A 24813-nucleotide genomic window follows, 5' to 3' on the forward strand; every position below is an offset into this window, starting at 1 on the left:
TACTAATTAAAGCTAAAAATTTCGCAAAAATAACAAAACCTCAGCGATTAACTTGCTGAGGTTTTGTTTTAGTCTCTTTTGCTTACGCTCAGTCTTTTTGCTTCTGATTTTTGATGAGTGCTTGAGGCAGTCGCAGATGACCTCGTCTTGCTTTTCTCCTCAACAGAAGGGCTGGGCTAGCAAGAACAGTCCATAGATCCTGCTTCTTACTTTGCTCACGAACCTCCTTGTATATAAATGTCTCAGCACTTCCATCAGTCTTTCTACCAATTAAAATAAAGCTTCTTAGAGGAATGTCAGGTAGCTTATCAGACATTGTTTTTCATTCTCCACAAGAGCCTTATAATTTTTCTTCTATCAATAATCCAACTCAAAACCAATTGATGGACATTATTGGTTTTCATTTTTTCTAAATCTAGAATTTCATCTGTATCAACTGCGAGTAGCCCTAAAATAGAGTTTTCTTGAAATGCTGCGACTACCATAATTGCCTTAATCCCTGTATCTATTAAGTTTTGGTTAACGGAAGATAAAGTTACGTAGGTACTAGGGAATTTAGACCTATTGGATGTATCAACAAACTCAACGTGGTACTCACTGGCTTTAAGAAAAGTATACCCTATACCTCCTTCTTTCAAAATAAAGCTTGCTTCTAATTCTCTCTTATCAATATTTTTGGTCTTGCATACCATTTGGAGTCTCCATCTAAGTACACCAGTTCTAACGGGTAAAAAGATAGACAATCGAACTTTGCCAGTTAGATTAAACTTTTTTGTGATCCTCGTGCCTAATTCATTCAGTTCATTTTCTATTGCTGGCACAATAATATCTTTAGTTGTTTCTGATAACTCTTCGGCTTCTTTTCTTTTGTTTAGGAAATCGAGAATATAAGAAATTAAACTTGGAAATACAATAATAAAAACTGATATTTTCCAAGATGCATCTGGACTTAATCTAGAAAACCAATTTTTTGAAACTAGAGGATTTGAATCTACAAAAAACGACTGCGTATCCGAAAAATTGGCAACAACTATTGCTATTAATGAAAGAATAAAGGTTAGAATCTGTAGAGGTTTTAGCTTTCGATAGCGATAATTAATTTCATAACTTATTATTTTCCACAGGCATATCCCTTCAATTCTTAAAGTTGAAAAAAAATGTCATAAATCCTAGTAAATACCAAAATGTGGCTTTGCCTTAAGCCCAAGAATTCAGCGCTTTAATACTGTTCAAGGCATATCAACCTGACGCACCTCAAACTGCCCCCGCCCCAACTGCTCCAACAGTTCGGAGACTGACAATCCCAACCTGGCTGCTATTGCCTGTAATCCAGACCATCCAACACGTGTGACTCTCACTTTACGTCCTTGCTTGGCTTCGCCATGAATTGGTGGCCTACCCATGTGAGTCAAATTCGCCAAGCTTTTTGGATGAATTTTACGTTTCATTATTCATCACTTCTACGTTAGGTTTTATTCTAGATACCTTAAATAGAAATAAAGCTATAGTATTGCTTTATTTACTCTTTTAGTTACAGACAACTCTACAATCATAAGGGCGATCGCCCTTGCCTAAAACGTTCAAGACAAAAGCGATCGCCTCTACTAAACCTACTCAGCAGGATTCACCTTGCCAATCGTCGTTAACGTGCCGTCATCCTTGACTGTCCAGACATCATAGCTGCTGACCACATCGCCATTCTCATCAATGTCTACATTGCCGCTAGCACCTTGGTAGTCGATTTGCTCACCCTTTTGCAGACGGGCCAAACCGTCGCAGACATCTGTTACAGGCGTTCCAGACGGGCCAGCCACTTCCCGGAGTTGGCTCTTGATTCCTTCGCCCGTGTTGTTGTCTGCCGCTTCTGCTGCCAAGACTAAAAGCGCTGCTGCATCCCAAGCATGGGGGACAAAAGCACTTATGGGTTTAGCTTGTTTTTGTTGCCAGAGCTTCGTGAAAGCGGCCAAAGCTTGACCATCTGCGCTCGGAATCGTGCCGATCGCCCCTGCCAGGATATATTTACCATCCTGGGTTTTACCGACCTGTTCGGCAAAGTCCTCGGAATAGCCACCATCGGTTAGCATAATCTGCACCCCTTGGCTCAGCCCTTGTTGGTAAGCGGCTTTGAGGAACAAGCTGCCTGTCTCACCGTAGATAAATGCCGCAACAGCATCCGGTTTATTACCAAAGGCGATCGCGGCTTCTGATTCAAAAGTTGTTGCTTTGGGGTCATAGCGAGCAGGTTTGTCTTCACCAGCCACCGTGCCACCCTGCTGCTTAAAAGCTTGCGTAAACTCTCGCTCCAACCCCACGCCGTAATCATCGTTGATCACAATCGTCGAAACTCGCTGGTATTTCCGTTGCTGGGCCAATTTAGCTAGAGCCTGAGCCTGATAGGTATCGGGTGGAGCAGTCCGCGCCCAAAAGCCCTGAAAATCGCCTTTTTTAGCTCGTTCCGTAAACGTTGGGCTAGTGCTAGCGGGAGAAATTAGCATGACTCGGTTGCGGACTGCCACATCCACCGCTGCACTCGAAACGCTACTAGGGAAAGAACCCACCACCCCCGCAACTCGATCCACTTCCACCAGCTTGGCCATTGCTTCCGCACCAGCCGCAGGTTCAGTCTGGTCATCTTCCGACACCAAACTCACAGGAGCCTGATTCACTCCACCGCATTGATTCACGGTTTGCACTAATAACGAAACAGAATCCAGAAGTGGTGGCCCCACCGCAGACAGATCACCTGTGGCAGGTAGTAAGGCTCCCAGCTTCAGCCCTTTGGCATTGGCAGTATCAGTAGCAGCAGGAGATTGATTAGCACCGTCAGGATTGTTAGAGCTTTGGCAAGATGCGATCGCCAAACCAACCACACAAGCAACCGCTACCGAACCACACCTCAACTGCTTCAGCAAAGCAAATCTGTTCATAACGGGGCCATACCGGATAGGTGAAGAAGCTGACACGATGGAAGCTTTGGTATTTATGCCAGAGGCGATCGCTCCTAATGGCCCTAATCTCCTTGACGACCATAGATGTAAACCAGCTCTTTGAGGCGGTTGCTGTAGTCTTCCGTGAGTGCCTCGCCTCGGAAGCGCCAAGCCCAGTTATTTTCTGCGGTACCAGGAGCATTCATCCGAGCATCAGTCCCTAAGCTGAATACGTCCTGAATCGGAATAATCGCTTGATTCGCCACCGAACTCATCGTCAAACGAATCATGTCCCAGGCAATTCCATCAGGCCCAGTACAGCCCAAGTAGCGGTGCAGGCGATCGCGTTCATAATCTGGAGCTTGCTGATACCAACCCACAGTCGTATCGTTATCATGGGTGCCCGTATAGATGACGCTATTAGCTTCTACATTGAACGGCAGATAGGTATTCTTGGCATCACTGCCAAAGGCAAAGTGCAGGATCTTCATGCCAGGGAAGCCAAAATGGTCTCTGAGGTCCAACACAGCCTGATCGATCGAGCCTAAGTCCTCAGCGATGATGGGCAAGCTGCCCAACTGATCCCGAATCGTTTCGAACAGCTTATAGCCCGGAGCCTTAATCCACTCCCCGTTAATTGCCGTCTCTTCACCCGCAGGCACTGACCAGTAAGCTTCCAAGCCCCGGAAGTGGTCAATCCGAATCATATCTACATGGGCCAGATTTTCCCGGACTCGCTCCACCCACCAAGCAAAGTTAGTGGATTCCAGATGGCTCCAGTTGTAGAGCGGATTGCCCCAAAGCTGTCCCGTTTCCGAAAAATAATCCGGTGGTACGCCTGCAACTTCTGTCGGCTGTCCAGTTTCTGAGTCTAGTTGAAATACTTCTGGATTGCCCCAAACGTCCGAGCTATTGTGGGCGACATAAATGGGGATATCCCCAATAATCCGGATGTTTTGAGCATTACTGTAAGTTTTTAGCTCTCGCCACTGCCGGAAGAACTCGAACTGCAAGAATTTTTGGAAGTAGACTTCATCGGCTAGCTTGTCTCGCCATAGATCCAAAGCTTCTGGCTTCCGCAACCGCAGTTCTTCGGGCCATTCCACCCAGCTCCCGCCTTCCTGAGCGTCCAGCAGCGCCATAAATAAGGCGTAGTCTTCTAGCCAACTGGCTTTGCCGCGACAAAATCCTTCAAATTCTGTTTGCTGAATCGGGCTGGCTTTCTGCTTGAAATTCTCGCAAGCTTGCCGCAGCAAAGGCATCTTCCAGGCAATCACTCGATCAAAGTCAATCTTGTCTAGCGGGAAATCGGGGACATCGCGCAGATCTTCTTCGCTGAGGAAACCATTGTCTCTCAAGATGTCAGGGCTAATCAGCAACGGATTCCCTGCCATCGTGGAGAAGCTCATGTAGGGAGAGTTGCCATAACCCGTAGAGCCAAGGGGCAGTATTTGCCACAGCCGTTGTTCACTATGAGCTAGAAAATCAATAAACTGATGCGCTTCCAGCCCTAGATCACCAATGCCATAACGACCGGGTAGACTCGTTGGATGTAACAGGATACCACTGGCACGGGGAAAGGGCATAGAAGTTTGCCTCCAAAAAATACTCTGTCAGTGTAGCCACCCCTCATCTTAGTGGAATCTTCCCTTGGTAGAATCACTTCTGCCTCCCTTTTAGGAGTTGAAACCTGTGACCTACCGTAATCCAATTCCCACGGTTGACATCATTATTGAGATGAGCGATCGCCCTCATCGCCCGATTGTGCTGATTGAGCGGCTGAATGAGCCTTATGGTTGGGCCATTCCAGGGGGGTTTGTGGACTATGGGGAGCCTGTGGAGGTAGCTGCCCGACGGGAAGCCCAGGAGGAAACGGGTTTAGCGGTTGAGTTGATTGAGCAGTTTCAGGTGTATTCGGACCCTAACCGCGATCCTCGTAAACATACGCTGAGTGTGGTGTTTATTGCGGTGGCGAAGGGAGAGCCGCAGGCGGGGGATGATGCGAAGGGGATTGCGCTATTTGAGCCTTGGCGGGTGCCTGAGAATTTGTGTTTTGATCACGATCGGATTTTGCGGGATTATTGGCGGTATCGGCATTATGGGATGCGGCCTCGTTTGGGTTAGTGGGGCTTGAGAAGGGGTTGATTTGTGGGTGTTTGGGTTTTGACTAAAATCCGAGCCTTGAGAGCACCTGCCCTCAAACTCCCGCTGAGGGACGGCTGCGTCCCCCAGACCCCCTCCAGACGAGGTTGAGTGTGGGTGTTTCGATACTGGGACAAATTTACGTACTTCTTCCTTCTGGCTTCCAGCTCCTGTTTTCTCCCCTTTCATCCTTCATCCTTCATCCCTCCTCCTTCATCCCTTCCCCTCTGTCCTGCCCTTTCATCCCTCCTCCTTCCTCCTTCATCCCTTCCCCTCTCTCCTCACCCCTCTCTCCTCACTTATGAGAAAATGCCTTGGTTTCGTAATGATGGCTAAACGGATATGACGCGCAAGGTAATTCGGACAGAGCAGGCTCCCGCTCCGGTGGGGCCATATAATCAGGCGATCGCGGCGAGTGGTCAGATGGTGTTTGTGGCGGGTCAAATCGCGCTTGATCCTCAAACGGGGGCGATCGTGGGTGAGGGTGATGTGGTGCGGCAGACGGAACAGGTGATGGCGAATTTAGAGGCTATCCTGAAGGCAGCGGGGGCAACGTTTGCAGATGTGGTCAGAACTACAGTATTTCTGGCTGACATGAATGACTTTGCAGCGGTTAATGGCATCTACGCTCGCCATTTTGACGAAGCTACTGCACCAGCCCGGGCCTGTGTTCAAGTCGCTCGCCTTCCTAAGGATGTTCGAGTCGAAATTGACTGCATCGCAGTTATTTAACCTTTTTGCCCCTTATCACCTAGTTCTCTGCATTTTTCAGCCTTCATCCCTCATCCCTCATCCTTCCTCCTTGCCCCATGTCGATTGATTTCAGTAATACAAATTCTGTTTGGGCTTCGATCCTGGCAGAAACGTTGGCTCGTCTAGGTTTGAGGAGGGCGGTGGTTTGTCCAGGGTCTCGGTCTACGCCATTGGCGATCGCGTTTGCTCAGCACCCTGAGGTTGAAGCAATTCCAGTGTTGGATGAGCGATCGGCGGCGTTTTTTGCTTTAGGCTTGGCGCGGCAGTCGGGGTTGCCTGTGGTGTTGGTTTGTACGTCGGGGACGGCGGGGGCAAATTTTTATCCGGCGGTGATTGAGGCACGGCAGAGTCGGGTGCCGTTGTTGGTGCTAACGGCGGATCGGCCCCCAGAGTTGCGCGATTGCAATGCAGGGCAAGCGATCGATCAGCAAAAGTTATTTGGGAACTTTCCCAATTGGTATGCGGAGTTAGCGATCCCTGCTTTAGATGGGGGTTTGCTTCGGTATCTGCGTCAAACGATGGTTTATGCCTGGGAACGATCGCTTTGGCCTATGGCGGGTCCGGTGCATCTCAATCTGCCTTTGCGTGACCCGTTGGCTCCGATTGCTGATCCGGCGGTGGAGGGGGGGCGATCGCAGTTTGACTCGGCTCAGTTTTTTGCAGCAGTGCAGCCTATGACGGAGGTTGATACGGCTGGGGTGAGCAATATTCAGTTGCCGCTGACGACTTGGCAAGCTTGCGAACGGGGTGTGATTGTTGCTGGCCCTGCTCAACCGCGATCGCCTGTGGAGTACTGTACAGCGGTGGCACAACTGTCGGCGGCGTTGGGTTGGCCTGTGCTGACGGAAGGCTTGTCGCCGCTGAGAAACTACGCGGATCTCAATCACAATCTGATTTCTACCTACGATTTGCTGTTGCGGAATCGGCGCTTAGCAGCGAAACTCGCGCCTGAGATGGTGATCCGGATTGGAGAAATGCCGACGAGTAAAGAGTTGCGGCTCTGGCTAGAAAGGGTACAGCCGCAGCAGTGGATTGTTGATCCGAGCGATCGCAATTTAGATCCGCTGCATGGTCACACCACTCATTTACGGCTGGCGATCGAGCAGTTGGCTCCGCTGTTGCCGCCTGGATATAGTCAAACCTCTCCCCCATCCCCTCTCCTACAGGAGAGGGGTGCCATAGGCGGGGTGAGGTCTACCAATAGTTACCTCAAGGATTGGTGTAGTGCTGAGGCGCAGGTGCGGCAAAAGCTAGACCAAACGATGTCAGATACAGAAGCGTGGTTTGAGGGCAAAGTCGCTTGGTTGTTGTCCCAGCATTTGGCCCCTGGTGCGCCTTTGTTTATTGCCAACAGCATGCCTGTCCGGGATGTAGAGTTTTTCTGGAAACCAGGCAATACAGCGATCAAGCCTTACTTCAACCGGGGGGCAAACGGTATTGATGGCACGTTGTCTACCGCTTTAGGGGTGGCGCATGGTAATCAAAGCAGTGTTCTGTTGACAGGAGACTTAGCGCTGCTCCACGATACCAATGGATTTTTGCTCAGAAACAAGCTGGTAGGGCATTTGACCATTATTGTAGTCAACAACAATGGCGGTGGTATTTTCGAGATGCTGCCGATCGCTCAGTTTGAGCAGGTGTTTGAAGAATTCTTTGCGACCCCTCAAGCAGTTGACTTCGCGCCACTCTGCCAAACCTACGGGGTGGAGTATGAACTAATTCAAACCTGGCCCCAGTTAGTGGATCGTTTGAACCCCCTCCCTCAAAGCGGCATCCGAGTGCTGGAGGTGCGGACCGATCGCAAGGCAGACAGTGCTTGGCGGCGGACTCACTTAGCAAAATTTGCCTCTAATTGCCAAAATTGACAAAACTAAGCACCCCAGCTTTACTCTTGAAGGCGAACAACGGTTCTCAGGCATGGATCAATCACAAATCAGCGCGGAAACCCTAGAGCTTCTCTGCCGCATCACGGGCCAAGAGTTGCAGCAGGACAAGTTAAATCCCCTGCTAGTGTTTCTGGCGGCTTTGGTCACGGTACTCCTAGGCGTCATGCTAGTAGATCGGGCGATCGCAGATGCCGAGAAGCAAGAGTTGCAGCAGACGCTTAACTCGTTTCTGACGTTGGATGACCAAACCCGTGAGCTGGCACAACAACTGGTCACTGGAGTGCAGCGGCATCAGATTTACATCATTCCGAATGAGCTGCTCAAGCTCACAGTACTCCTTTCTAAGTCAGAAAAGGTATTGCTCATTGGCTTAGGCTACAAAATGGCCGCAGCGGATGGTGAAGTAGATCTGCGGGAGAGTATGTATTTACAGGCGATCGCCAGCCGTTTGTCGCTATCTACTTCTGAGGTGGCGGTTTTAGCGAATGGTTATTCGTCAGAACCTGACGACCTAGAAGCCTCAAACACTATTAAAGATTTTCTGCTGCCAGAACAATTTCAGCTGCCGCTCTTAGTTGATATTGCCAACCAATTTTCTACTAGCCTATCGGTATCTTCGTAGGCCTGACTGGTCAGAGTCCGTTGGTGAAATTGCTCTAAAATGGCACCACTGAGCCTAGGCCATTTCTTGATCTCAGGGTAGAACTTCAACGCCGGATAAGAGATGGCCTAATTGTTTACACTCACGCACAGACTATGCAAGTTGAATGGCAAGTTGCCAAAACCTACGAAGACATCCTGTATCACAAAGCGGATGGCATCGCCAAAATTACCATTAACCGCCCCCACAAACGCAACGCCTTTCGTCCCAAAACGGTGTTTGAGCTTTATGATGCCTTTGCCAATGCCCGTGAAGATAGCCGGATTGGAGTCGTTCTCTTCACTGGGGCAGGACCGCATACAGATGGTAAATATGCCTTCTGCGCCGGGGGTGACCAAAGTGTGCGGGGTCAAGGCGGTTACGTAGATGATGAAGGGGTACCGCGACTCAACGTCCTCGACTTGCAACGTTTGATTCGCTCCATGCCCAAGGTAGTGATTGCTTTGGTAGCAGGTTACGCGATCGGTGGTGGGCATGTTCTCCACATTCTTTGCGATTTAACGATCGCCGCAGATAATGCCATTTTTGGGCAGACGGGGCCGAAGGTAGGCAGCTTCGATGGTGGGTTTGGAGCCAGCTACTTAGCTCGGTTAGTAGGACAAAAAAAAGCCCGCGAAATTTGGTATCTCTGCCGTCAGTACGACGCGGCCCAAGCGCTAGAAATGGGTTTGGTGAATTGTGTGGTGCCTGTGGAACAGTTAGAAGCGGAGGGCATCCAATGGGCACAGGAAATTCTAGAGAAAAGTCCGATCGCGATTCGCTGCCTCAAATCGGCTTTTAATGCAGACTGTGACGGCCAAGCAGGCTTACAAGAATTAGCTGGGAATGCGACTTTGCTCTACTACATGACGGAAGAAGGAGCTGAAGGAAAAGAAGCGTTCTTAGAAAAGCGTCAACCTAACTTCCGCCAATACCCCTGGTTACCTTAAGCTGCATTGCCTCAATTCTAAAATTTAAGGACTTAAAAACCGCGCTTTCTGTACAGGAGCGCGGTTTTTAATTTTTATTTGACTGGAATCGAATGCTTGAGTGCAATTGCCAATTTGAATCGTCACGCTATGGCAAATTTGAGCTTAAGTTTCTTATGTCGCTGTTGTAGCCGCTTCATTCAAGCTTCAATCACAAATTAACCAATAAGGATTGCTTGAAATCCAAATTTAATCTGAAAACGAGATTGGTTCAGTATTTTTACGGGTCAAGTATTGAACAGAAAATGAATCATTTGGTTAGCGATCGCACCGCCAAATCATCTTTTCTTTCAGAAAAATTAATTGGAGAACAATCCAATGAGATCACATCTCCTAGGATTAACGTACTTTCTGACCAATTCATAATCTCTTCAGAATTCTCCCAAGAGGGCGCAAACGGGGGGATCGCCAAGGAACAAGCCTTCCAAGCGCCTCGAACAGGTACATTTAGCTGCTGACAAGAGCCGCCGCGTCGCCCTTCGGGGGTGTAGTACCGACAGTGGCGACATGCTGATGTTTCGAGGTTTATGGTTCTCATAGAAGGATTTTTTAGGGAGGTAACCTGTTGTCTTTAATTTTTAAGCCAGAGTTTTTTTGAGGGCGTTGATTCGGACACCTGCGATCGCTTTTCCATCTGGTTTTCAGCGATCCATGATAAAAAACGCCTTTTAGATTATCTTTATAATCTTGTTAAAACCAGATAAATTTACAGCTTTTTGGCCCTGAACAAATCGAGCTGATTTCCCTCAAAAATAGTTGGGGATCAAGGGAAAGGATAACCAATCGAATTTAAACAGCTCCAATATTCGAGTAAAGTCAGGGGTCGTCAGTCACTTTTTGAGCTTAAAAAGTCAACCATTTGACAGGTGCAACGTACCTTAAGGCAATCTACAACCTGGGCTATTCCAAGTCCCGAATCAGGCCAAAAGCTATGAAATGAGTGGTTCGCCCATACTTAGTGATACCCAGATGCAGGGCTCAATTCACTAGCTACACGATTCATCAGTTGGATTCACCCATTGCAAGAGTGACGAGTTACCCCCGCCATTGTTGCGCGGCGCAGAGGGCACAAACAGACCAGCGCTGCAACTCGCCGGGTGGGGTCGGACAGTGGCAACGGGGGCAAGCGGGTAAATGTTGCGATCGCTGTTGCACTAACGCCGACCAAGCCTGAAACGCGGTTTGAGGGTCTTTTGGCGCTGCTACCTGTGGCAGTGATGGATTGAGCGCCTGAGGGCTAGCTACATGGCTAGGATGGTCTTGCCAAGGGTTGGCTTCTGACTCAGGGGCAGCAGCAGAATTTTCTCTCCGGCTACTGTGCCATTGAGCGGTAGAAAAACGAATGTCAGTGAGTTCGATGGTTAGCCGAGTATTGAGCTTTTCTAGGATTCGTTGCCGCTCAAAAATCAAGTTTTGGGCCCAGGCAGGGCTAGAAGTGGCTACTTTTAACACGCCCCGCTGAATTGCCACTGGTTTTGTCTGGCTGGCAACCGCTAGCCCTACGACTTCTGGCCAATAAGCCAACAAGCGCTTGAACTGCTGTCGCTCTTGCCATCCCCCTTGATTTTCGAAGCTGCCTAAAACATGATGAAGGGATTCAAAAGCCATGCTGCCAATCTCGGTAAGAAATCGTATACCCTTTTTCTAAAGGTTCTCTACTTTAGGATCGAAATCAACAGCAGTACTATACGATGCATCTACTAATTCACCCTGACACCTAAGCTAGTTGTGTGTGATTTAGTGGTGATCGATAGGGCTAGCTAGAGCTAGCTTGCGTCTGAGACAAGATTAGAGCTAGGCTTTGACCAAACCAGTCCAGGGTGGATTGCACAGGTTTATGAATGCAATGAATGTCATGAGTTGAGGGACGCCCCCTTGAAAAATTTGCGGTTAGTCAAGATGGTAGGAATCCTGTAATGAGTCAACGCCCCTCGGTTGAATCCCCAAATCAATCCCAGCAAAACAAATCCTTACATTCTGTGTTGCAAACGGCCTTAGGCAGTTTAGATGTGCACCTAGAAGAGGAGTTGGTGCGCTATCGGCGTCAGCGAACAGGTCGCTCTGTACCGCCGCCTCGGGGTCTAGGTCGCCAGCAAGCTCGAAAGACCTTGGACTTGATTTCTGTGGGCGCGGTAGGGGGTAGAACTCAGCCTCAGCCGATGAATTCGGGAGTTTCCACCAGTACTGATACCGCTACTGCTAACCCATCTACTACAACACCCATTGCACCACCTGTTGAACCTACCTGGTCACCTAGTCAGGAACCACGCTCGGAATCATCTTTTACTTCTGCTCGTACCCATCCTGCTTCCCAGCTAGCAGTTCTACCTCGTGTCCAAGAACCAGAAGCACCAGCAGTACCTCCTTCGGAAACCCACAACTCTGAAGCTAACCCCTTGATCAGCTTGGCTAGCACTCGAATGCCGCCAGATGATTACTTGGAGTCTTCAGAAGAACTGTTACGCAGTTTAGCCGAAGAAGAAGCCGTCGCCAGAGTTGAGCGGGGCTTTATGCAAAACCTACTCACTCCACTAGGTTTGGGCTTAATGCTGCTACTTTTACTATCTAGCGCGACCTTAGGCTATCTGTTGATGAATCCTTTGGGGCCACGCCAAGGGGCAGGGCGATCGCCTAATACTGCACCATCCACTACAACTACTAATTCTACGAGTGGCAACTCCAATCGCTCAGAAGCAGTGGGTCTGCCAAATTCACCGAACTTAGCCTCTAAAGAATTTGTCGATTTGAACCTGGGTAGCTTGAGCACGCTTAAGGCTAATTCGGGTACAGGCAAGACTACAGCCACTCCTGGTAAATCTGTAGCGGTGCCTAAGGTGACAGCGGTACCGAACACCAGTAAGGCGGTAAGTGGGGCTAGAGCCACGACAACTGCTCCTCAAACAAATTCATCTCGTGCTGCGGCTCCCTATGTCGTGCAGCCTGTAGCACCGCCTCTGTCGATCGCACCTGCACCCCCTCCCGCCGCAATCTACAACCAACCTGCTTATAACCCACCTGCCGCTGAGCCACCCGTTGAACGATATAGGCCTGAGCCTGCACCTGCTCCAGAACCTCCTAGAGTAGAACCTGCCCCTGTAGTGGCCGCCCCAGAGCCGCCTGCACCTCACTCACGAGCCGCTGAACCAGAAGCCGAAAGTGCTGCTAACCCCGCTCCAGCAGCTAATAGCGCCTACGACTACAAGGTGGTGACTGAGTACAGTGGGGATGCCACGCTAGAAGAAGCTCAGAAGGCAATTCCGGATGCTTATGTACGAAACTTCTCGGATGGTGCCCGCATTCAGTTAGGAGCCTTTGATGAAGCTGGCAAAGCAGAAGCCTTAGCAGAAGAACTAGAAAAACAAGGAATTCCTGCCAAGGTCGAACAGCACTAATTTCCTGCTTTCGGTTCGCTTAGGAACTAAAAAGGTACGATACCATTGAGGTTAATGTTCCGCTGGAACCGTTAAAAACTGCATTTTTGTGGTTGATACATTAGCGGCCTACCAAGCTTGTTGTAGCAACGTGGACGGAGATCTGTATGGGCTTATTGGACCGCATTGGGCGGGTAATTCGAGCCAACATCAACAGCTTGGTTGGGCAAGCAGAAGATCCAGAAAAGATTCTGGAGCAAACGGTCTTGGACATGCAGGAAGACCTGATTCATCTGCGACAAGCTGTTGCTCAGGCGATCGCCACTCAGAAGCGGACGGAACGACAATGTGCCCAAGCTCAATCCACCTCTAATGAGTGGTATCAACGAGCGCAACTCGCTTTGCAAAAAGGGGACGATCACTTAGCACGGGAAGCCTTGACTCGTCGTAAGTCGTATCAAGAAACTGCTGAAGCTTTGCGATCGCAGCTAGACCAGCAAAGTGGCGTTGTCACCAAGCTAAAGCAAAATATGTTGGCCTTGGAAAGCAAGATTTCTGAGGCCAAAACCAAGAAAGACCTGTACATTGCCCGGGCTCGCTCTGCAAAAGCGTCCCAGCAAATTAATGACATGCTCGGTCGCGTGGGAACGGGTAGCGCCATGTCTGCGTTTGAGCGCATGGAAGAGAAAGTATTGCAACTAGAAGCACAGTCAGAGGCGATCGCGGAACTAGGCACAGATGATCTAGAAAAGAAGTTTGCTTCCCTAGAAGGGGGTGACACGGTAGATGAAGAGTTGGCTGCAATGAAGGCACAACTGCTCAGCGGTACCGAGAACACTGCCAAACTGCCACCCTCTCAGTCCCAGTCCCAGTCATCCAGCGCTTAATCGATTACAATAGCCACTCTGACGCTTAATTACTTACTAAAGGGTTTTCTATGCCGCCTCGTTGGCCTCGTCAACCAGACCGCCGCGATCCTGCCTATCGCCGTCTTGACGACCGGATGAATTTTGCAGTCCATGTGGGACTTTTTGCTGCCAGCAATTCTGGCATGTGGTTTGTCCGCACCCTAGAAGCTGAAACTTGGCCTTGGTCTAAGTGGGTCACTGGAGCTTGGGCTGTAGGACTGTTAGTACACTTAATTTATATTTCTGCGATCGCGGATTACTCTGGCTACAATCCTCAGTTTTCTACCGGAACTGCTGAGCCTAAAAAAACGAGTGCAAAATCGACCAAACCATAGAGCAACGTTCTTGCAGGTTGGGTTGATTAGAATGGAGGCAGAATCTGGCTAAATTAGCTGGTTTAGCCTCCATTTTGCATTTAGGAAATGACTATCATGGCAAAAACCAATACAACCGAGCTTTTAGAAGCCCTTGCCGCTGATATTGGCGAAAACATCTATATGGACATCGCCAAGTGGCACCTTTACTTAGGCGATGCTCACCTCAGCACACCTCTGGCAGAGCAGCTCTATCCCTTGCTGACCTCAAACTCAGCAGATGAAAACCGAGTGCAGCAAGTCCTTAGCAGCATGCCAGTCAAACTGGGGGGCGGTCGTCGTGAAGTACCCCTGCTAGATCTTTTGCCCATGCAGTGCCAAGTCACACTGATGGATGTCATAGAGAAGTATCAGGATCAACTGTAAGACTAGATTCTCTACATGATGCCTAACGACTGAAGTCGCGGCTACAAGAACCAAGACCGCCTGCGCGGCTTCATTGCTTGAGTTTATAGGCTGCGGCGGCAGGCTTGGCTTTGATAGCCCCAGGCTTTAGCTTGCGGGACTTTAACCATTCGTGTAGGAGATTTGCTAAAAATAAAGGGCACCCAGCGTGCCCTCTGTGGTTTGTTAGTATCTGGTTCGTTAACGTCTCAGCAGGCGCTGGCGAATGCGATCGACAAATAAATCAACTTCTGGCAACCGTAACTGAGTTGCAAATAGGCCAAATGCCGCTAAGCCAGCTGTACCCGCTAACGCTAGTTCTAGAAGTTGAGTTAGTAGTCCTTCAGTGCCCAGAAATCGCTCGCAGACTTGCAGGGTTCCCCAAGAAGCACCTCCGGCGATCGCGCTACTCAAACCCAACCCTAAAATCGGCCAACTCAATTCCCGCCAAGGCAAACCATGTAGGCGACGATGCAGAATCACCAACAAGACAATACTGGAGGTGATGTTGACCCCAACAGTAGCCAAAACTAGGCCAGACGCACCAAAAGGTTTGATGAGCAGGAAGTCTAAGGCTGCATTCAAAAAGATGTTGATGATGCTGATCCGGAAGGGAGTATCGCCATCCCCTAAGGCATAAAACACTCTCACCAGCACGTCTCGCGCCAAGTAGACAAACATGCCAACACTATAGGCAATCAAGAGCGATGCTGTGAGGCGGGAAGCCGATTCATCAAAGGCGTAGCGCTCATACACCACCCGTACGATCGGAAATGCCAGCGCGATCATGATGGCACTGAGAGGTAGCATCGCCACCGCAGTCAGCAACAAGCCTTGACGAATCCGCCCCTTTAATTCGGGCCAATCCGCCGGATCGGTGAGCCGCGAGAACACAGGCATCAAAGGCACCAAAATCATGTTGGAAAGAATGCCTAGAGGTGTGTTGACCAACAAACCCGCGTAACCCAAAGCCGATACTGCCGCTGCTGCTTGAGGCAAAAACGAAGCAAAGAATAAATCCGTCCAGACATTGATTTGCATCATGCCTGAGGAAAAGGTAGCTGGCCCCATAATTTTGATTATTTCTTTGACTTCAGGGCGATGGAAGTCAAAGCGCAGCCGTAAGCCGCCCATACCTGCTTGCGCTTGAGCAGGTAGCTGCACTAGCCATTGCAAAACGCCCCCCGCCAAGGTGCCCCAAGCCAATACAATTCCTCCGATCATGGCGTACTGGGGGGTAGTAATTTGGGAACCCGCTTGGAATGCCAAGATGCCAATCCCGATCAGCACAGTCACACTAGAGAACAGAGGGCTGATGGAGGGTAACCAATATTGATCTGAGGCATTTAAGGTGCCAAAGCCAATCCCGATCAACCCAGCCAGTAAAGCCATCGGAGCCATGATCCGAAACTGCTGGATCGCGATCGCCCTAGTTTGAGTCAATACTTGAAATTGCTCTGGAGTAACCCCTTGCGCCTGCGCCACCTCTGGGCTGATGTATAAACCGGGAGCTACCAAATGCATTAGCGGATCGGCAAACACGATCAAGCCAATGGTGACGAGTAGCAGCAACCCCCCCACTAAAGTTGTGATCGTTTCTACAATCGGAGCAACTTCGCTTTGTTTGCGCTTGGATAGCACACTGACGATCGCGCTATGGAACGGGCCATTGATGCCACCCAACAAAATCAGCAGAAACCCTGGGATCACATAGGCAAAGTTGTAAGCTCCAGCGGCAGGACCCACCCCAAACGCAGCGGCGATCGCTTGCTGACGCACCAATCCAAACACTTTACTGATCATCGTGGCCACAGCCACAATCCCAGCAATTCCAGCGAGGGAACGAGAAGGCTTTTTAGTTTCAGACACGAATAGTTACAGATAACGAACGTGCATCCCCTATTTAATCGCGAATCGGCCAGTTCCGCCCGGATCAATCTTGTGGAACGCCGCCATTCCTACTACCGTCCTCATTAGTATGGTTGCAGTGAATGGTTCTAATAAATGGTTTGTAGGCTACTCAGCGATTTTGCGTAGTAAGTTAGGCCAAAGACCAGTACAAGAACTAATAAAACAAAGTCATACTGAATTCATCTACAGGTCTAGCGATCGCATCTCCAAACTTGCAGGCGAACCAAAAGAGTCTAACAACTCAGTTCCCTCAAGCTTTGGAGATGTTGAACTGTTGCAAGCAGTTCTTTAGGGTGCTTAAGTCATGCCACTAGTACGGAAATTAAGGCAGAGTTAGCCTATGAGCACCGAGCAGTTTTATGCCAAGCTCCGCCGCCTCAAGCAGTTTATTGAGATTACCCAGCCTCACAATTTTGTAGATTTGCCCTACGACTGGCATGTGGTAATTACAGATATTGTGGGTTCTACCCAGGCCATAGAAGCAGGCCGTTATAAAGATGTCAATCTGTTGGGTGCTTGCTCAATTGTGGCTGTGCTCAACGTTGCTAAATCTGCCGAGATTCCCTTTGTTTTTGGGGGCGATGGAGCTTCTATTTTGATTCCCCCAGCTTTGCTGAGTCAAGCGAAGCAAGCCCTGCTAGCGACGCAACAGGCTGCCAAGACAAGATTTGGCTTAGACCTCCGAGTAGGGCTGGTTCCAGTAGTTGATGTTTTAGCAGCTGGCTTTGAAATTAAAGTGGCCAAGTTGCAAGTTTCAGAAAACTACAATCAAGGAATATTTACAGGTGGGGGCCTGACTTATGCCACTGAGATGGTAAAGCAGGATATCCCTAATAATCCTTATCAGCTGAAACCCGCAACTCAACCCCTACAACCTGATTTTTCAGGGCTGGAGTGTCGTTGGCAAGATATTCCTAACCAACGTGGCGAAGTGCTCAGCATTTTAGTGCTGGCAATGGGTTCTAAAGGAGAGCAAGAGCATACGTATCAGACAGTCATTCAGAAAATTCAAGAAATTTTTGGTGAAGATACGGATTTTCACCCTATAGGCACTGATAATCTTCAGCTTTCATTTCGGAATCAAAACTTGTTACCGGAAGCAAAGGCGCGATCGCTATCCCAGTCCTGGCTATACCAACAAATCTATTTGCTCAAGGAAAAGCTGGAGAATTTTCTTGGCTGGTTCTTCATGAAGTTTCGGATCAAGCTGGGAGACGTGGACTGGGGAACCTATAAGCAAATTGTGACCGCAGCGACGGACTACCGCAAATTTGATGACATGCTGCGGATGGTAATTGCGGGCACCGCCGATCAGCGGGAGCAACTGAATTGTTATTTGGAGGCTGAATATAAAGCGGGCAAGTTGGTGCACGGAGTCCATCTGTCCGATCGCGCCCTTATGACCTGTTTAGTATTTGAGCGCAATGGGCAACAGGTGCATTTTATTGATGGCGCAGATGGCGGCTATGCTCTGGCGGCGAAAGCCATGAAGGCCCGACTCCAGCGGAAAGCAGCAAACTGGTCAGTCTATGTCAAGATGGTGAAGTTGCGAAAAGTGAACCAGCGTCAAAGCTCTAGTTCACTCGAATTTCATACCGATGACCGCTTTAATCTACCAGTACCCGACACTCTACCCAGGCATTCTCCTCAAGCGTTACAAACGCTTCTTCGCGGACATCGAGTTAGCTAGCGGTGAAGTCATTACCGCTCATTGCCCCAACACGGGTCCGATGAGTTGCATCTCTAAACCGGGTAGCTCAGTGTATGTATCGCGCAGTGATAGCCCCACCCGGAAGCTACCTTACACCTGGGAACTGATTGAGGTGTATGAGCATGAGCCAACTTGGGTAGGAGTCAATACTGCCATGCCCAATCGTATTGTCAAGCTGGTTCTAGAAAATAAACTGATTCCTGAACTGGGAGACTATAGCGACATCCGGTTGGAGGTGGCTTACGGTCAAGAAAAAAGTCGGGTAGATTTTCTGCTCACGGGTGAGAAGCTAGAACGTCCCATTTACTTGGAAGTGAAAAGTACCACTTGGTGCGAGGGCGAGCGCTTGGTCCGCTTCCCAGATACGGTGACAACACGGGGCCAAAAACATATCCGTGAGTTGGCTGCTCTGCTCCCAGAAATAAGGCCAGTCATGCTCTATTTCATCAATCGAGGAGACTGCACACATTTTGCCTCAGGGGACGATCGCGATCCGACCTATGGCAAACTGCTACGCGAAGCGGTTACTAAAGGGCTAGAAGTCTTGCCTTGTCGCTTCAAGATTACTCCCGAAGGCATTTACTACCTGGGTTTGGCTGAACTGGTACTGTGACCAGTAGATCTCTGAACGAATAGCGATCGCTTGTCCTAGCAATCCCTTACTAATTAACCAGCCTCATCCTTTCCGTAATTCGTAGCAACACCCGTGTAGTTAGGCAGACCCCCCTTTCGGGTGAATTTATGAACTATTTCTCGGTGCTGATTACGCTGTTGCGCGATCGCAAAGATTTTATTGATGAGGTGCGCCAAGGAATTCGCCTTAATAGCAAAATTACCTCTTTATTAATTTCTAGTTCTATTCTGTTTGCTATTTATGGAGCGGTGATTGGAGCATTTGCTGGGCCTTTGCAAGCGCTATCCTCTGCGGTAAAACTACCAGCACTCTATCTAATCACTCTGATTATTTGTCTACCAACCCTATATTTCTTCAACATAATTTTTGGCTCCAAACTCACCTTAGGACAACACTTTGTGGTCTTGTTGGGTGCAGCAGCAATCATCAGTATTTTGCTCTTTAGCTTTGCTCCAGTTACCTTGTTTTTCTTGGCCACGATTGCTAACTACCAGTTTTTCAAGCTACTCAATGTGGTCATTTTTGGCATTACAGGCTTCTTAGGAATTAATTTTCTGTATCACGGTCTCCAAGCTTTGTCTCATCAGGATCTGGCAGGGCAAGCGACTCGGACACAAATTTTACAATCTTGGCTCATTCTTTATGCCTTTGTAGGTAGCCAATTGGGGTGGACGCTACGACCCTTCTTTGGTGCACCCGGAGAACCCTTTGAACTATTTCGAGATATGCAAGGAAACTTCTATTTGAATGTGATTCAGTCAATTCTAGAAGTTTTAGGTTTTCGTTAAGCTCAAGTGCTCCTAAGAAAAATTGACCTGCTCGCCACATTATTAATTTTAGCTGGCATGACAATATGAACTACTTCACAGTATTAATTACGCTGCTACGCGATCGCGATAATTTTGTTGAGGAAATTCATCATAAAGCCCGCCTTAAAACCAAAATTACCGCTCTACTTATTTCTAGCGCAATCTTTTTAGCAATTTATGGAGGAATTATTGGCGCTTTTGCCAGCCCCCTACAAGTTTTCGCCTCTGCAATTAAATTGCCTGCTTTATATTTGATTACGTTAATTATTTGTTTGCCAACACTCTATTTTTTTAATGCCTTCTTTGGCTCGAAGCAGAGTATTGAACAGAGTTTAGCATTGCTGCTGACAGCGATCTCCATTACAGCTGTCTTGTTATTTAGCTTTGCTCCTGTAACTTTGTTTTTCCTAATTACGATTCGCAATTATCAATTCTTTATTTTGTTAAATGTAGTAATTTTCGCTCTTACGGGATTTATCGGCATCTCCTACCTCTACCAAATTATGCGGCCTGAGTCTGAGCAACTAGAACTTGCTCCAATTGCTTCAGCTCCTCCAATTGAGGACAAAACTGAAAGTGATTTTGTGGTAATGGACGCAGACCAGAAGTTAAATAAAAAATCTTACAAGAATATAGATCCAGCAGTCAAAACTCGTACTAATATCTTGCGCTTCTGGTTAGGATTATATGCTTTTGTAGGTTGTCAACTGGCCTGGACACTTCGTCCTTTCTTTGGGGCTCCGGGACAAGCTTTTGAACTCTTTCGTCCCCGTGAAGGCAACTTTTACCTTAGCGTGATTCAATCACTGTTGGAGATTTTGATCAACTGAAACTACAATTGCTTTCTGCGATCGCACCATCCAAGCCATTAATCAGGATAAGGGCTATGCCACCATGCAATCTGATCTCAAAGCTTTGAAGATTGACGAAGGAGAGATAGAAACTTTAAGTGGTTTAGATGTCAACGATATTTTTGTCGGAGGGATTTTTGGCGGCACTTATCGCCCTTCTGTATGGCGAGACTCAAAAAAACTATTTTTCTTTTGTGTCACCGAAGCTTCGGTTTTTGTGTTGATTTTAGTTTTCACCCTACCCGTTGGCTTTATTCTGACGCAAAACTCGACTCAAGTAGGAGAAGTGCATCAAGCTTGGCAGTTTTTCACTATTAACTTAAGTGTTGCTTTTACTTTCATGTTGGGGTGGAATCTATACCTGTGGAGTAAGCAAAAAAGCTTGGCTCCGTTGGCAAAACTGCTGGATGAAGTAGACAAATACAACGAAGTGATCAAAGCAGTTGAGATTATTGATAAATTAGCGGCTGTTGGTCATTTGCCTGCAAATTTAATTAATCGAGGCGAGGTATTAGAAGCGCTCCGAATTACCCGTGAAAGTTTAGTTTGCGCCTTAATGACAGAAAAAATCTTGCGACAACACAAAAGCTTTATTGCCCGTCGCCATGAGCTATTTGCCAATATCGAGAATAATCTCCTCACCCTCAGAACCTTTGAGGTCAACAGCCAAGCCAATGAATATGGCCAACTATTAAATGAAGCGCTACAGATTGGAATAAGTGTTTATAAAGAAGTCAAAAAATTGCAAGACTAAGGACCGAAAATATCGAGCTGCTCAATTGGTTGGGCTTCTGATGGGTTGCCATTTTTCTCTCGGCTAGGATTTTCTACTTGACCACCCTTACGTAATCCGATCGCGATGCGGGAATGTTTCTCAATCTGGCCCATCACTTGTCTGGCACGCTGAATGACTGAGGCTGGGAGACCAGCTAAACGGCCTGCCTCAATCCCATAAGAGCGATCGGCTCCTCCGGGTCGTACTTGATGCAGAAAGATAATTTGGTCGGGTAGCTCTTTCACCGTCACCTGATAATTCGCCACGTTGTTCAGAATCGAAGCGAGTTCATTGAGTTCGTGATAATGGGTGGCAAAAATGGTGCGGGCGCGAATCTCAGTAGCTAAGTGCTCAGCCACAGCCCATGCGATCGAGAGCCCATCAAAGGTCGCGGTGCCTCGCCCGATTTCATCCAGCAAAACCAGCGATCGCGGTGTAGCGTGATTGAGAATGTTCGCTGTCTCATTCATTTCCACCATGAACGTAGATTGACCTGTGGCTAGATCATCCACTGCCCCCACACGGGTAAAGATGCGATCGCACACACTCAATGTTGCTGCTTGCGCTGGCACAAAACTCCCCACTTGCGCCATCAGATGAATCAGTCCAACTTGCCGCAAATAGCAGCTTTTGCCGCTGGCATTAGGTCCAGTGAGAATCACTAAATCAGGGACAGTGCCTGATACTTCTTGCCCCAACTCGGTGGAATTGGGCACAAAAAAGCCTGCCGGAAGCGATCGCTCCACCACAGGATGGCGACCCTCAACGATCGTGACTTCTCGACCTGTAGCAACTTGGGGGCGGCAATAGCCTCGATAAACCGCAATCTCAGCCAGAGCAGATAACACATCTACCGCTGCCACCGCTTTCGCCACCGTGCGGATCAAGTCAGCTTGTTCTCCAACTTGCGATCGCAACCCTAAGAAAATTTCGTACTCCAGCCGTTTCTGATCTTCCTGCGCCGTCAGCATCCGAGCTTCGCGCTCTTTCAGTTCTGGCGTAATGTAGCGCTCCTCGTTGGTCAGCGTTTGCTTGCGGATGTAGTCTTTGGGTGCTTGTTCCGCCTTGGCGCGGGAGATGCTGATGTAGTAGCCAAAGGTTTTGTTGTAGCTGACCTTCAACGTCGGAATCCCTGAACGCTCTCGCTCCTGTTGCTCTAAATCTTTCAGCCATTGCACATCGTCTTCGGCTTGCTGGCGCATGGTGTCCAACTGCGGCTCTACACCTGGACGAATCAGGTTGCCTTCTGTGAGGTATAGCGGGGGCGAGTCAACCAAATGTACGTGTAATTTTTGACCCAATTGCTCCAAGAGCGGGGGTACGGTTTGTAATGCCTTGAGATAAGGCGATCGCGCTGTCGCCACCAAACTGGCTAACTCTGGCAACTTCTCGAAAGAATCAGCTAGAGCAACCAAATCTCGTGCATTCGCCCTCCCAGAACCCGCCCGTCCTGCCAGTCGCTCCAAGTCATAAATTTGACGAAGTAAGCGCTGCAAATCTTCTCGCAACGCCCCATTCTCAACTAACTCTTGAATCGTGTCTTGGCGAGCTTGAATTCCTTTTATATCGAGTAATGGTTGCAGTAACCAACGGCGCAGGGTGCGGCTACCCATCGCTGTCACCGTTTCATCCAAGGCCCACAGGAGAGAACCATGAAACGTGCCATCCCGGACAGTTTGGGTAATTTCTAAATTGCGCCGACTTTGATGATCGAGGATTAAGTAATCGGTCAGGGTGTAAGTGCGGAGGAGTTGCAGCGGAATCTGAGTTTCCTTCTGCGTGTCCTCCAAATACTCCAACAAGCCCCCTGCCGCCCGAATCGATAAAGGCAAATGTTCACAACCCAAACCTTCTAGCGATCGCACCTTAAATTTCTGCATCAACCGAGGCTTAGCTTCCCCAATCGTGAAGGGAGTTTGCGATCGCAGAGTGTAGCAAAACTGGGTTGGCAAGCAATCAGGCAGATGCTCTGAAGTTTCGCCGGGACGCAACAGCCCACCCAAATCTGGGGCGTTGGTAGGAATCAACACTTCTGAAGGCTGCAACCGCATCAGTTCTTGCGTCAGTTGATCCAGTTCACTCGATTGTGCAGTTAAAAACTCCCCCGTCGAAATATCGGCGTAGGCTAATCCCCAATGACTCCCAGCGATCACAACTGCGGCTAAGAAGTTATTGCGACGGGCATTCAGCATGCCATCTTCGATTACGGTTCCAGGCGTGAGGACGCGAGTCACTTCTCGGCGCACCAATCCCTGAGCTTCAGCAGCATCCTCGACTTGATCACAAATGGCGATCGCGTAACCTTTTTCTACCAACTGAGCGCAGTAGCGATCGAGCGCATGATGGGGAATGCCAGACATCGGCACCCGCCCGACTTCTTTGCCTGCTTCTTTACTGGTCAGTACCAGTTCTAACTCCCGTGATACAGCGATCGCATCTTGAAAGAAGCACTCAAAGAAGTCGCCCACGCGATACAGCAGCACAGCATGAGGATACTGATCCTTCACCTCCACATACTGCCGAAACATCGGGGTCAACTCTTCCCGATTCACGGAGCGATGATCGGCGTAGCGAACGGTATGCTTGGCTAATCGCTCTGGTAAGCCATTGGTGGGGTCAGGAACAGCAGATGCAGCGGGAGACACGGTCATAAATTCAACAATACGCACTAGCCTTTACTGACTTTAGCGCAAGGGTTTCCCCCTCGTTGTAATCAGGTGTAATTGAAAGGCGATCGCTCTTAAGTTGCAGGCCGCACGACTCGAATCAACTTCTTTTGCAGGGATGCTTCAGCTGCGATCGCTTCGTTGATTCGAGCTGCCATTCGAGGTCGGTCGGTGTCATTAGTGCAAACAATAATTCCGGGATGCTCAGACGTAATACGATGCAACCGAATAAAATCTTGCCGATTCAAGGTCAAAATTGCGCGATTCTCACGAATAGCAAAGGTTAACACGTCTTCATCAGGAATACCCTGATTAGCATTGCCAGCTTCCTGTACCGTCAAAATATCATGCCCCATTGTCTGAAGAAGCTCACTCACTGAGCGAGGAAACTGCTCATCGGCATACAATCGGGCCATTGGTTAGGCAACCTGGTTATTAGTGCGAATTGCTGCTGAAATTTCTTCAGCATGAGCATCAGCATACGCCCATGCATTGACAAGATCGGCAGCTGTGATGTGAGGATAATCCTGCAATAATTGAGCTTCACTGAGTCCAAGCTGTTGTGCTTCGACTAGTAGCCAGACCGCAATTCGGGTTCCCGCAATACAGGCTTCTCCGCCGCAAACACCAGAAGTTTTAGTAATACCCTGAGAACGTGTGCTCAAAGTTTGAGTCAAGATTTGAATCGCATTAGCTCTTTCTGCTGGAGTCAATGCTTGGAGTTGGGTTTCTAACTCTTGAAGGGTCATGATGCTTTCAGGAAAGACTCTGCCATCATTCTACTGAACCTTATTCTCTGAATCCCCAGCGATCGCTCTTCCTTCTTTAGTAAAATCGTGGGCGATCGCACCATAAAAAATATTTCTAACTTTATTCAGTAAATTAGTTTGATTTTGATGAATTAAATTTGCGAGCGTTAACCACTGTATCTTTACACCTACAGTCAAAAACTTGATAAACTACTTGATACTCACTCAATCTTAAAAAGACAAATTTATATTGGTCAAACAAGGATCTCTGTTGCTGCTTTTATTCCTATAGCTCTCTCCATAAGTGCCGCAATAGAAAATGCTGACGGAGTT

25 protein-coding genes are annotated in these 24813 nt (G+C 48.6%); 14 read left to right on the top strand and 11 right to left on the bottom strand.

What is annotated here, in order from left to right; translation table 11 throughout:
- Positions 1 to 88 precede the first annotated feature (88 nt).
- From KME12_15405 to malQ, 5 genes are all read right to left on the bottom strand, one after another.
- Positions 89 to 316 carry a hypothetical protein gene (locus KME12_15405; protein MBW4489175.1) on the bottom strand — a complete coding sequence of 76 codons (228 nt, stop codon included), beginning with the start codon at positions 314 to 316 and terminating at the stop codon, positions 89 to 91.
- A complete protein-coding gene (locus KME12_15410; GenBank protein MBW4489176.1) occupies positions 309 to 821 on the bottom strand; it encodes a hypothetical protein in 513 nt (170 codons plus the stop codon). Before KME12_15410 ends, KME12_15405 begins: the two co-directional genes overlap by 8 nt.
- Before the next feature lie 408 nt (positions 822 to 1229).
- Complete coding sequence (locus tag KME12_15415) at positions 1230 to 1448, bottom strand: hypothetical protein (protein MBW4489177.1); 219 nt, start codon at positions 1446 to 1448, stop codon at positions 1230 to 1232.
- A gap of 162 nt (positions 1449 to 1610) precedes the next feature.
- A complete protein-coding gene (locus KME12_15420) occupies positions 1611 to 2927 on the bottom strand; it encodes an ABC transporter substrate-binding protein (GenBank protein MBW4489178.1) in 1317 nt (438 codons plus the stop codon).
- A gap of 83 nt (positions 2928 to 3010) precedes the next feature.
- Entirely contained in the window at positions 3011 to 4513 is a 1503-nt protein-coding gene (gene malQ, locus KME12_15425; GenBank protein MBW4489179.1) for a 4-alpha-glucanotransferase, read from the bottom strand.
- A 106-nt stretch (positions 4514 to 4619) separates the two neighbouring features.
- On the opposite strand from malQ, the gene KME12_15430 reads away from it, so the two are divergent.
- The 5 genes from KME12_15430 to menB all read left to right on the top strand — a co-directional run bounded on the left by KME12_15430 (position 4620) and on the right by menB (position 9298).
- A complete protein-coding gene (locus KME12_15430) occupies positions 4620 to 5051 on the top strand; it encodes an NUDIX hydrolase (GenBank protein MBW4489180.1) in 432 nt (143 codons plus the stop codon).
- A gap of 360 nt (positions 5052 to 5411) precedes the next feature.
- On the top strand, positions 5412 to 5801 hold the full coding sequence (locus KME12_15435) for a RidA family protein (GenBank protein MBW4489181.1): 390 nt from the start codon (positions 5412 to 5414) through the stop codon (positions 5799 to 5801).
- 77 nt (positions 5802 to 5878) lie between these two features.
- Positions 5879 to 7687: a 2-succinyl-5-enolpyruvyl-6-hydroxy-3-cyclohexene-1-carboxylic-acid synthase gene (menD, locus tag KME12_15440; GenBank protein MBW4489182.1), complete on the top strand. Its 1809-nt coding sequence runs from the start codon at positions 5879 to 5881 to the stop codon at positions 7685 to 7687.
- A gap of 52 nt (positions 7688 to 7739) precedes the next feature.
- On the top strand, positions 7740 to 8330 hold the full coding sequence (locus tag KME12_15445) for a TerB family tellurite resistance protein (protein ID MBW4489183.1): 591 nt from the start codon (positions 7740 to 7742) through the stop codon (positions 8328 to 8330).
- Positions 8331 to 8464: 134 nt separating this feature from the next.
- Complete coding sequence (gene menB, locus KME12_15450) at positions 8465 to 9298, top strand: 1,4-dihydroxy-2-naphthoyl-CoA synthase (protein ID MBW4489184.1); 834 nt, start codon at positions 8465 to 8467, stop codon at positions 9296 to 9298.
- Between the two features lie 289 nt (positions 9299 to 9587).
- Here menB and KME12_15455 read toward each other — a convergent pair whose 3' ends face one another.
- Both KME12_15455 and KME12_15460 read right to left on the bottom strand, forming a co-directional pair.
- Positions 9588 to 9875: a hypothetical protein gene (locus KME12_15455; protein ID MBW4489185.1), complete on the bottom strand. Its 288-nt coding sequence runs from the start codon at positions 9873 to 9875 to the stop codon at positions 9588 to 9590.
- A gap of 497 nt (positions 9876 to 10372) precedes the next feature.
- Complete coding sequence (locus KME12_15460; protein ID MBW4489186.1) at positions 10373 to 10945, bottom strand: DUF721 domain-containing protein; 573 nt, start codon at positions 10943 to 10945, stop codon at positions 10373 to 10375.
- Positions 10946 to 11253: 308 nt separating this feature from the next.
- Here KME12_15460 and KME12_15465 point away from each other — a divergent pair, with 308 nt between their 5' ends.
- The 4 genes from KME12_15465 (at position 11254) to KME12_15480 (ending at position 14356) form a co-directional block, all read left to right on the top strand.
- Positions 11254 to 12729 (top strand): hypothetical protein, encoded by a 1476-nt coding sequence (locus tag KME12_15465; GenBank protein ID MBW4489187.1) that lies wholly within the window; start codon positions 11254 to 11256, stop codon positions 12727 to 12729.
- 146 nt (positions 12730 to 12875) lie between these two features.
- Positions 12876 to 13595, top strand: a complete 720-nt coding sequence (locus KME12_15470; GenBank protein MBW4489188.1) for a PspA/IM30 family protein — start codon at positions 12876 to 12878, stop codon at positions 13593 to 13595.
- 50 nt (positions 13596 to 13645) lie between these two features.
- Complete coding sequence (locus KME12_15475) at positions 13646 to 13951, top strand: 2TM domain-containing protein (protein ID MBW4489189.1); 306 nt, start codon at positions 13646 to 13648, stop codon at positions 13949 to 13951.
- Between the two features lie 96 nt (positions 13952 to 14047).
- Positions 14048 to 14356, top strand: coding sequence for a DUF3181 family protein (locus KME12_15480; protein MBW4489190.1), 309 nt, complete (start codon positions 14048 to 14050; stop codon positions 14354 to 14356).
- A 219-nt stretch (positions 14357 to 14575) separates the two neighbouring features.
- Here KME12_15480 and murJ read toward each other — a convergent pair whose 3' ends face one another.
- A complete protein-coding gene (gene murJ / locus KME12_15485; GenBank protein ID MBW4489191.1) occupies positions 14576 to 16243 on the bottom strand; it encodes a murein biosynthesis integral membrane protein MurJ in 1668 nt (555 codons plus the stop codon).
- 382 nt (positions 16244 to 16625) lie between these two features.
- Between murJ and KME12_15490 the strand changes: the two genes are divergently transcribed.
- The 5 genes from KME12_15490 to KME12_15510 all read left to right on the top strand — a co-directional run bounded on the left by KME12_15490 (position 16626) and on the right by KME12_15510 (position 21044).
- Complete coding sequence (locus tag KME12_15490) at positions 16626 to 17975, top strand: DUF3095 domain-containing protein (protein MBW4489192.1); 1350 nt, start codon at positions 16626 to 16628, stop codon at positions 17973 to 17975.
- On the top strand, positions 17884 to 18609 hold the full coding sequence (sfsA, locus tag KME12_15495) for a DNA/RNA nuclease SfsA (GenBank protein MBW4489193.1): 726 nt from the start codon (positions 17884 to 17886) through the stop codon (positions 18607 to 18609). The genes KME12_15490 and sfsA overlap by 92 nt, the downstream gene beginning before the upstream one ends.
- Before the next feature lie 128 nt (positions 18610 to 18737).
- Positions 18738 to 19418, top strand: coding sequence for an actin-binding WH2 domain-containing protein (locus KME12_15500; protein ID MBW4489194.1), 681 nt, complete (start codon positions 18738 to 18740; stop codon positions 19416 to 19418).
- 65 nt (positions 19419 to 19483) lie between these two features.
- On the top strand, positions 19484 to 20269 hold the full coding sequence (locus KME12_15505; GenBank protein ID MBW4489195.1) for a hypothetical protein: 786 nt from the start codon (positions 19484 to 19486) through the stop codon (positions 20267 to 20269).
- A 64-nt stretch (positions 20270 to 20333) separates the two neighbouring features.
- Positions 20334 to 21044 (top strand): hypothetical protein, encoded by a 711-nt coding sequence (locus KME12_15510; GenBank protein MBW4489196.1) that lies wholly within the window; start codon positions 20334 to 20336, stop codon positions 21042 to 21044.
- Here the strand turns inward: KME12_15510 and mutS are convergent.
- From mutS to KME12_15525, 3 genes are all read right to left on the bottom strand, one after another.
- Complete coding sequence (gene mutS, locus KME12_15515; GenBank protein MBW4489197.1) at positions 21041 to 23716, bottom strand: DNA mismatch repair protein MutS; 2676 nt, start codon at positions 23714 to 23716, stop codon at positions 21041 to 21043. The genes KME12_15510 and mutS overlap by 4 nt on opposite strands.
- An 89-nt stretch (positions 23717 to 23805) precedes the next feature.
- The gene (locus tag KME12_15520) at positions 23806 to 24147 is read right to left on the bottom strand and encodes a DUF5615 family PIN-like protein (protein MBW4489198.1); all 342 of its coding nucleotides are present in this window, start codon (positions 24145 to 24147) and stop codon (positions 23806 to 23808) included.
- Between the two features lie 3 nt (positions 24148 to 24150).
- Complete coding sequence (locus KME12_15525) at positions 24151 to 24480, bottom strand: DUF433 domain-containing protein (GenBank protein ID MBW4489199.1); 330 nt, start codon at positions 24478 to 24480, stop codon at positions 24151 to 24153.
- Positions 24481 to 24813 lie beyond the last annotated feature (333 nt).

This window comes from Trichocoleus desertorum ATA4-8-CV12, from assembly GCA_019358975.1.
GTDB classification, from domain to species: Bacteria; Cyanobacteriota; Cyanobacteriia; order FACHB-46; family FACHB-46; genus Trichocoleus; species Trichocoleus desertorum_A.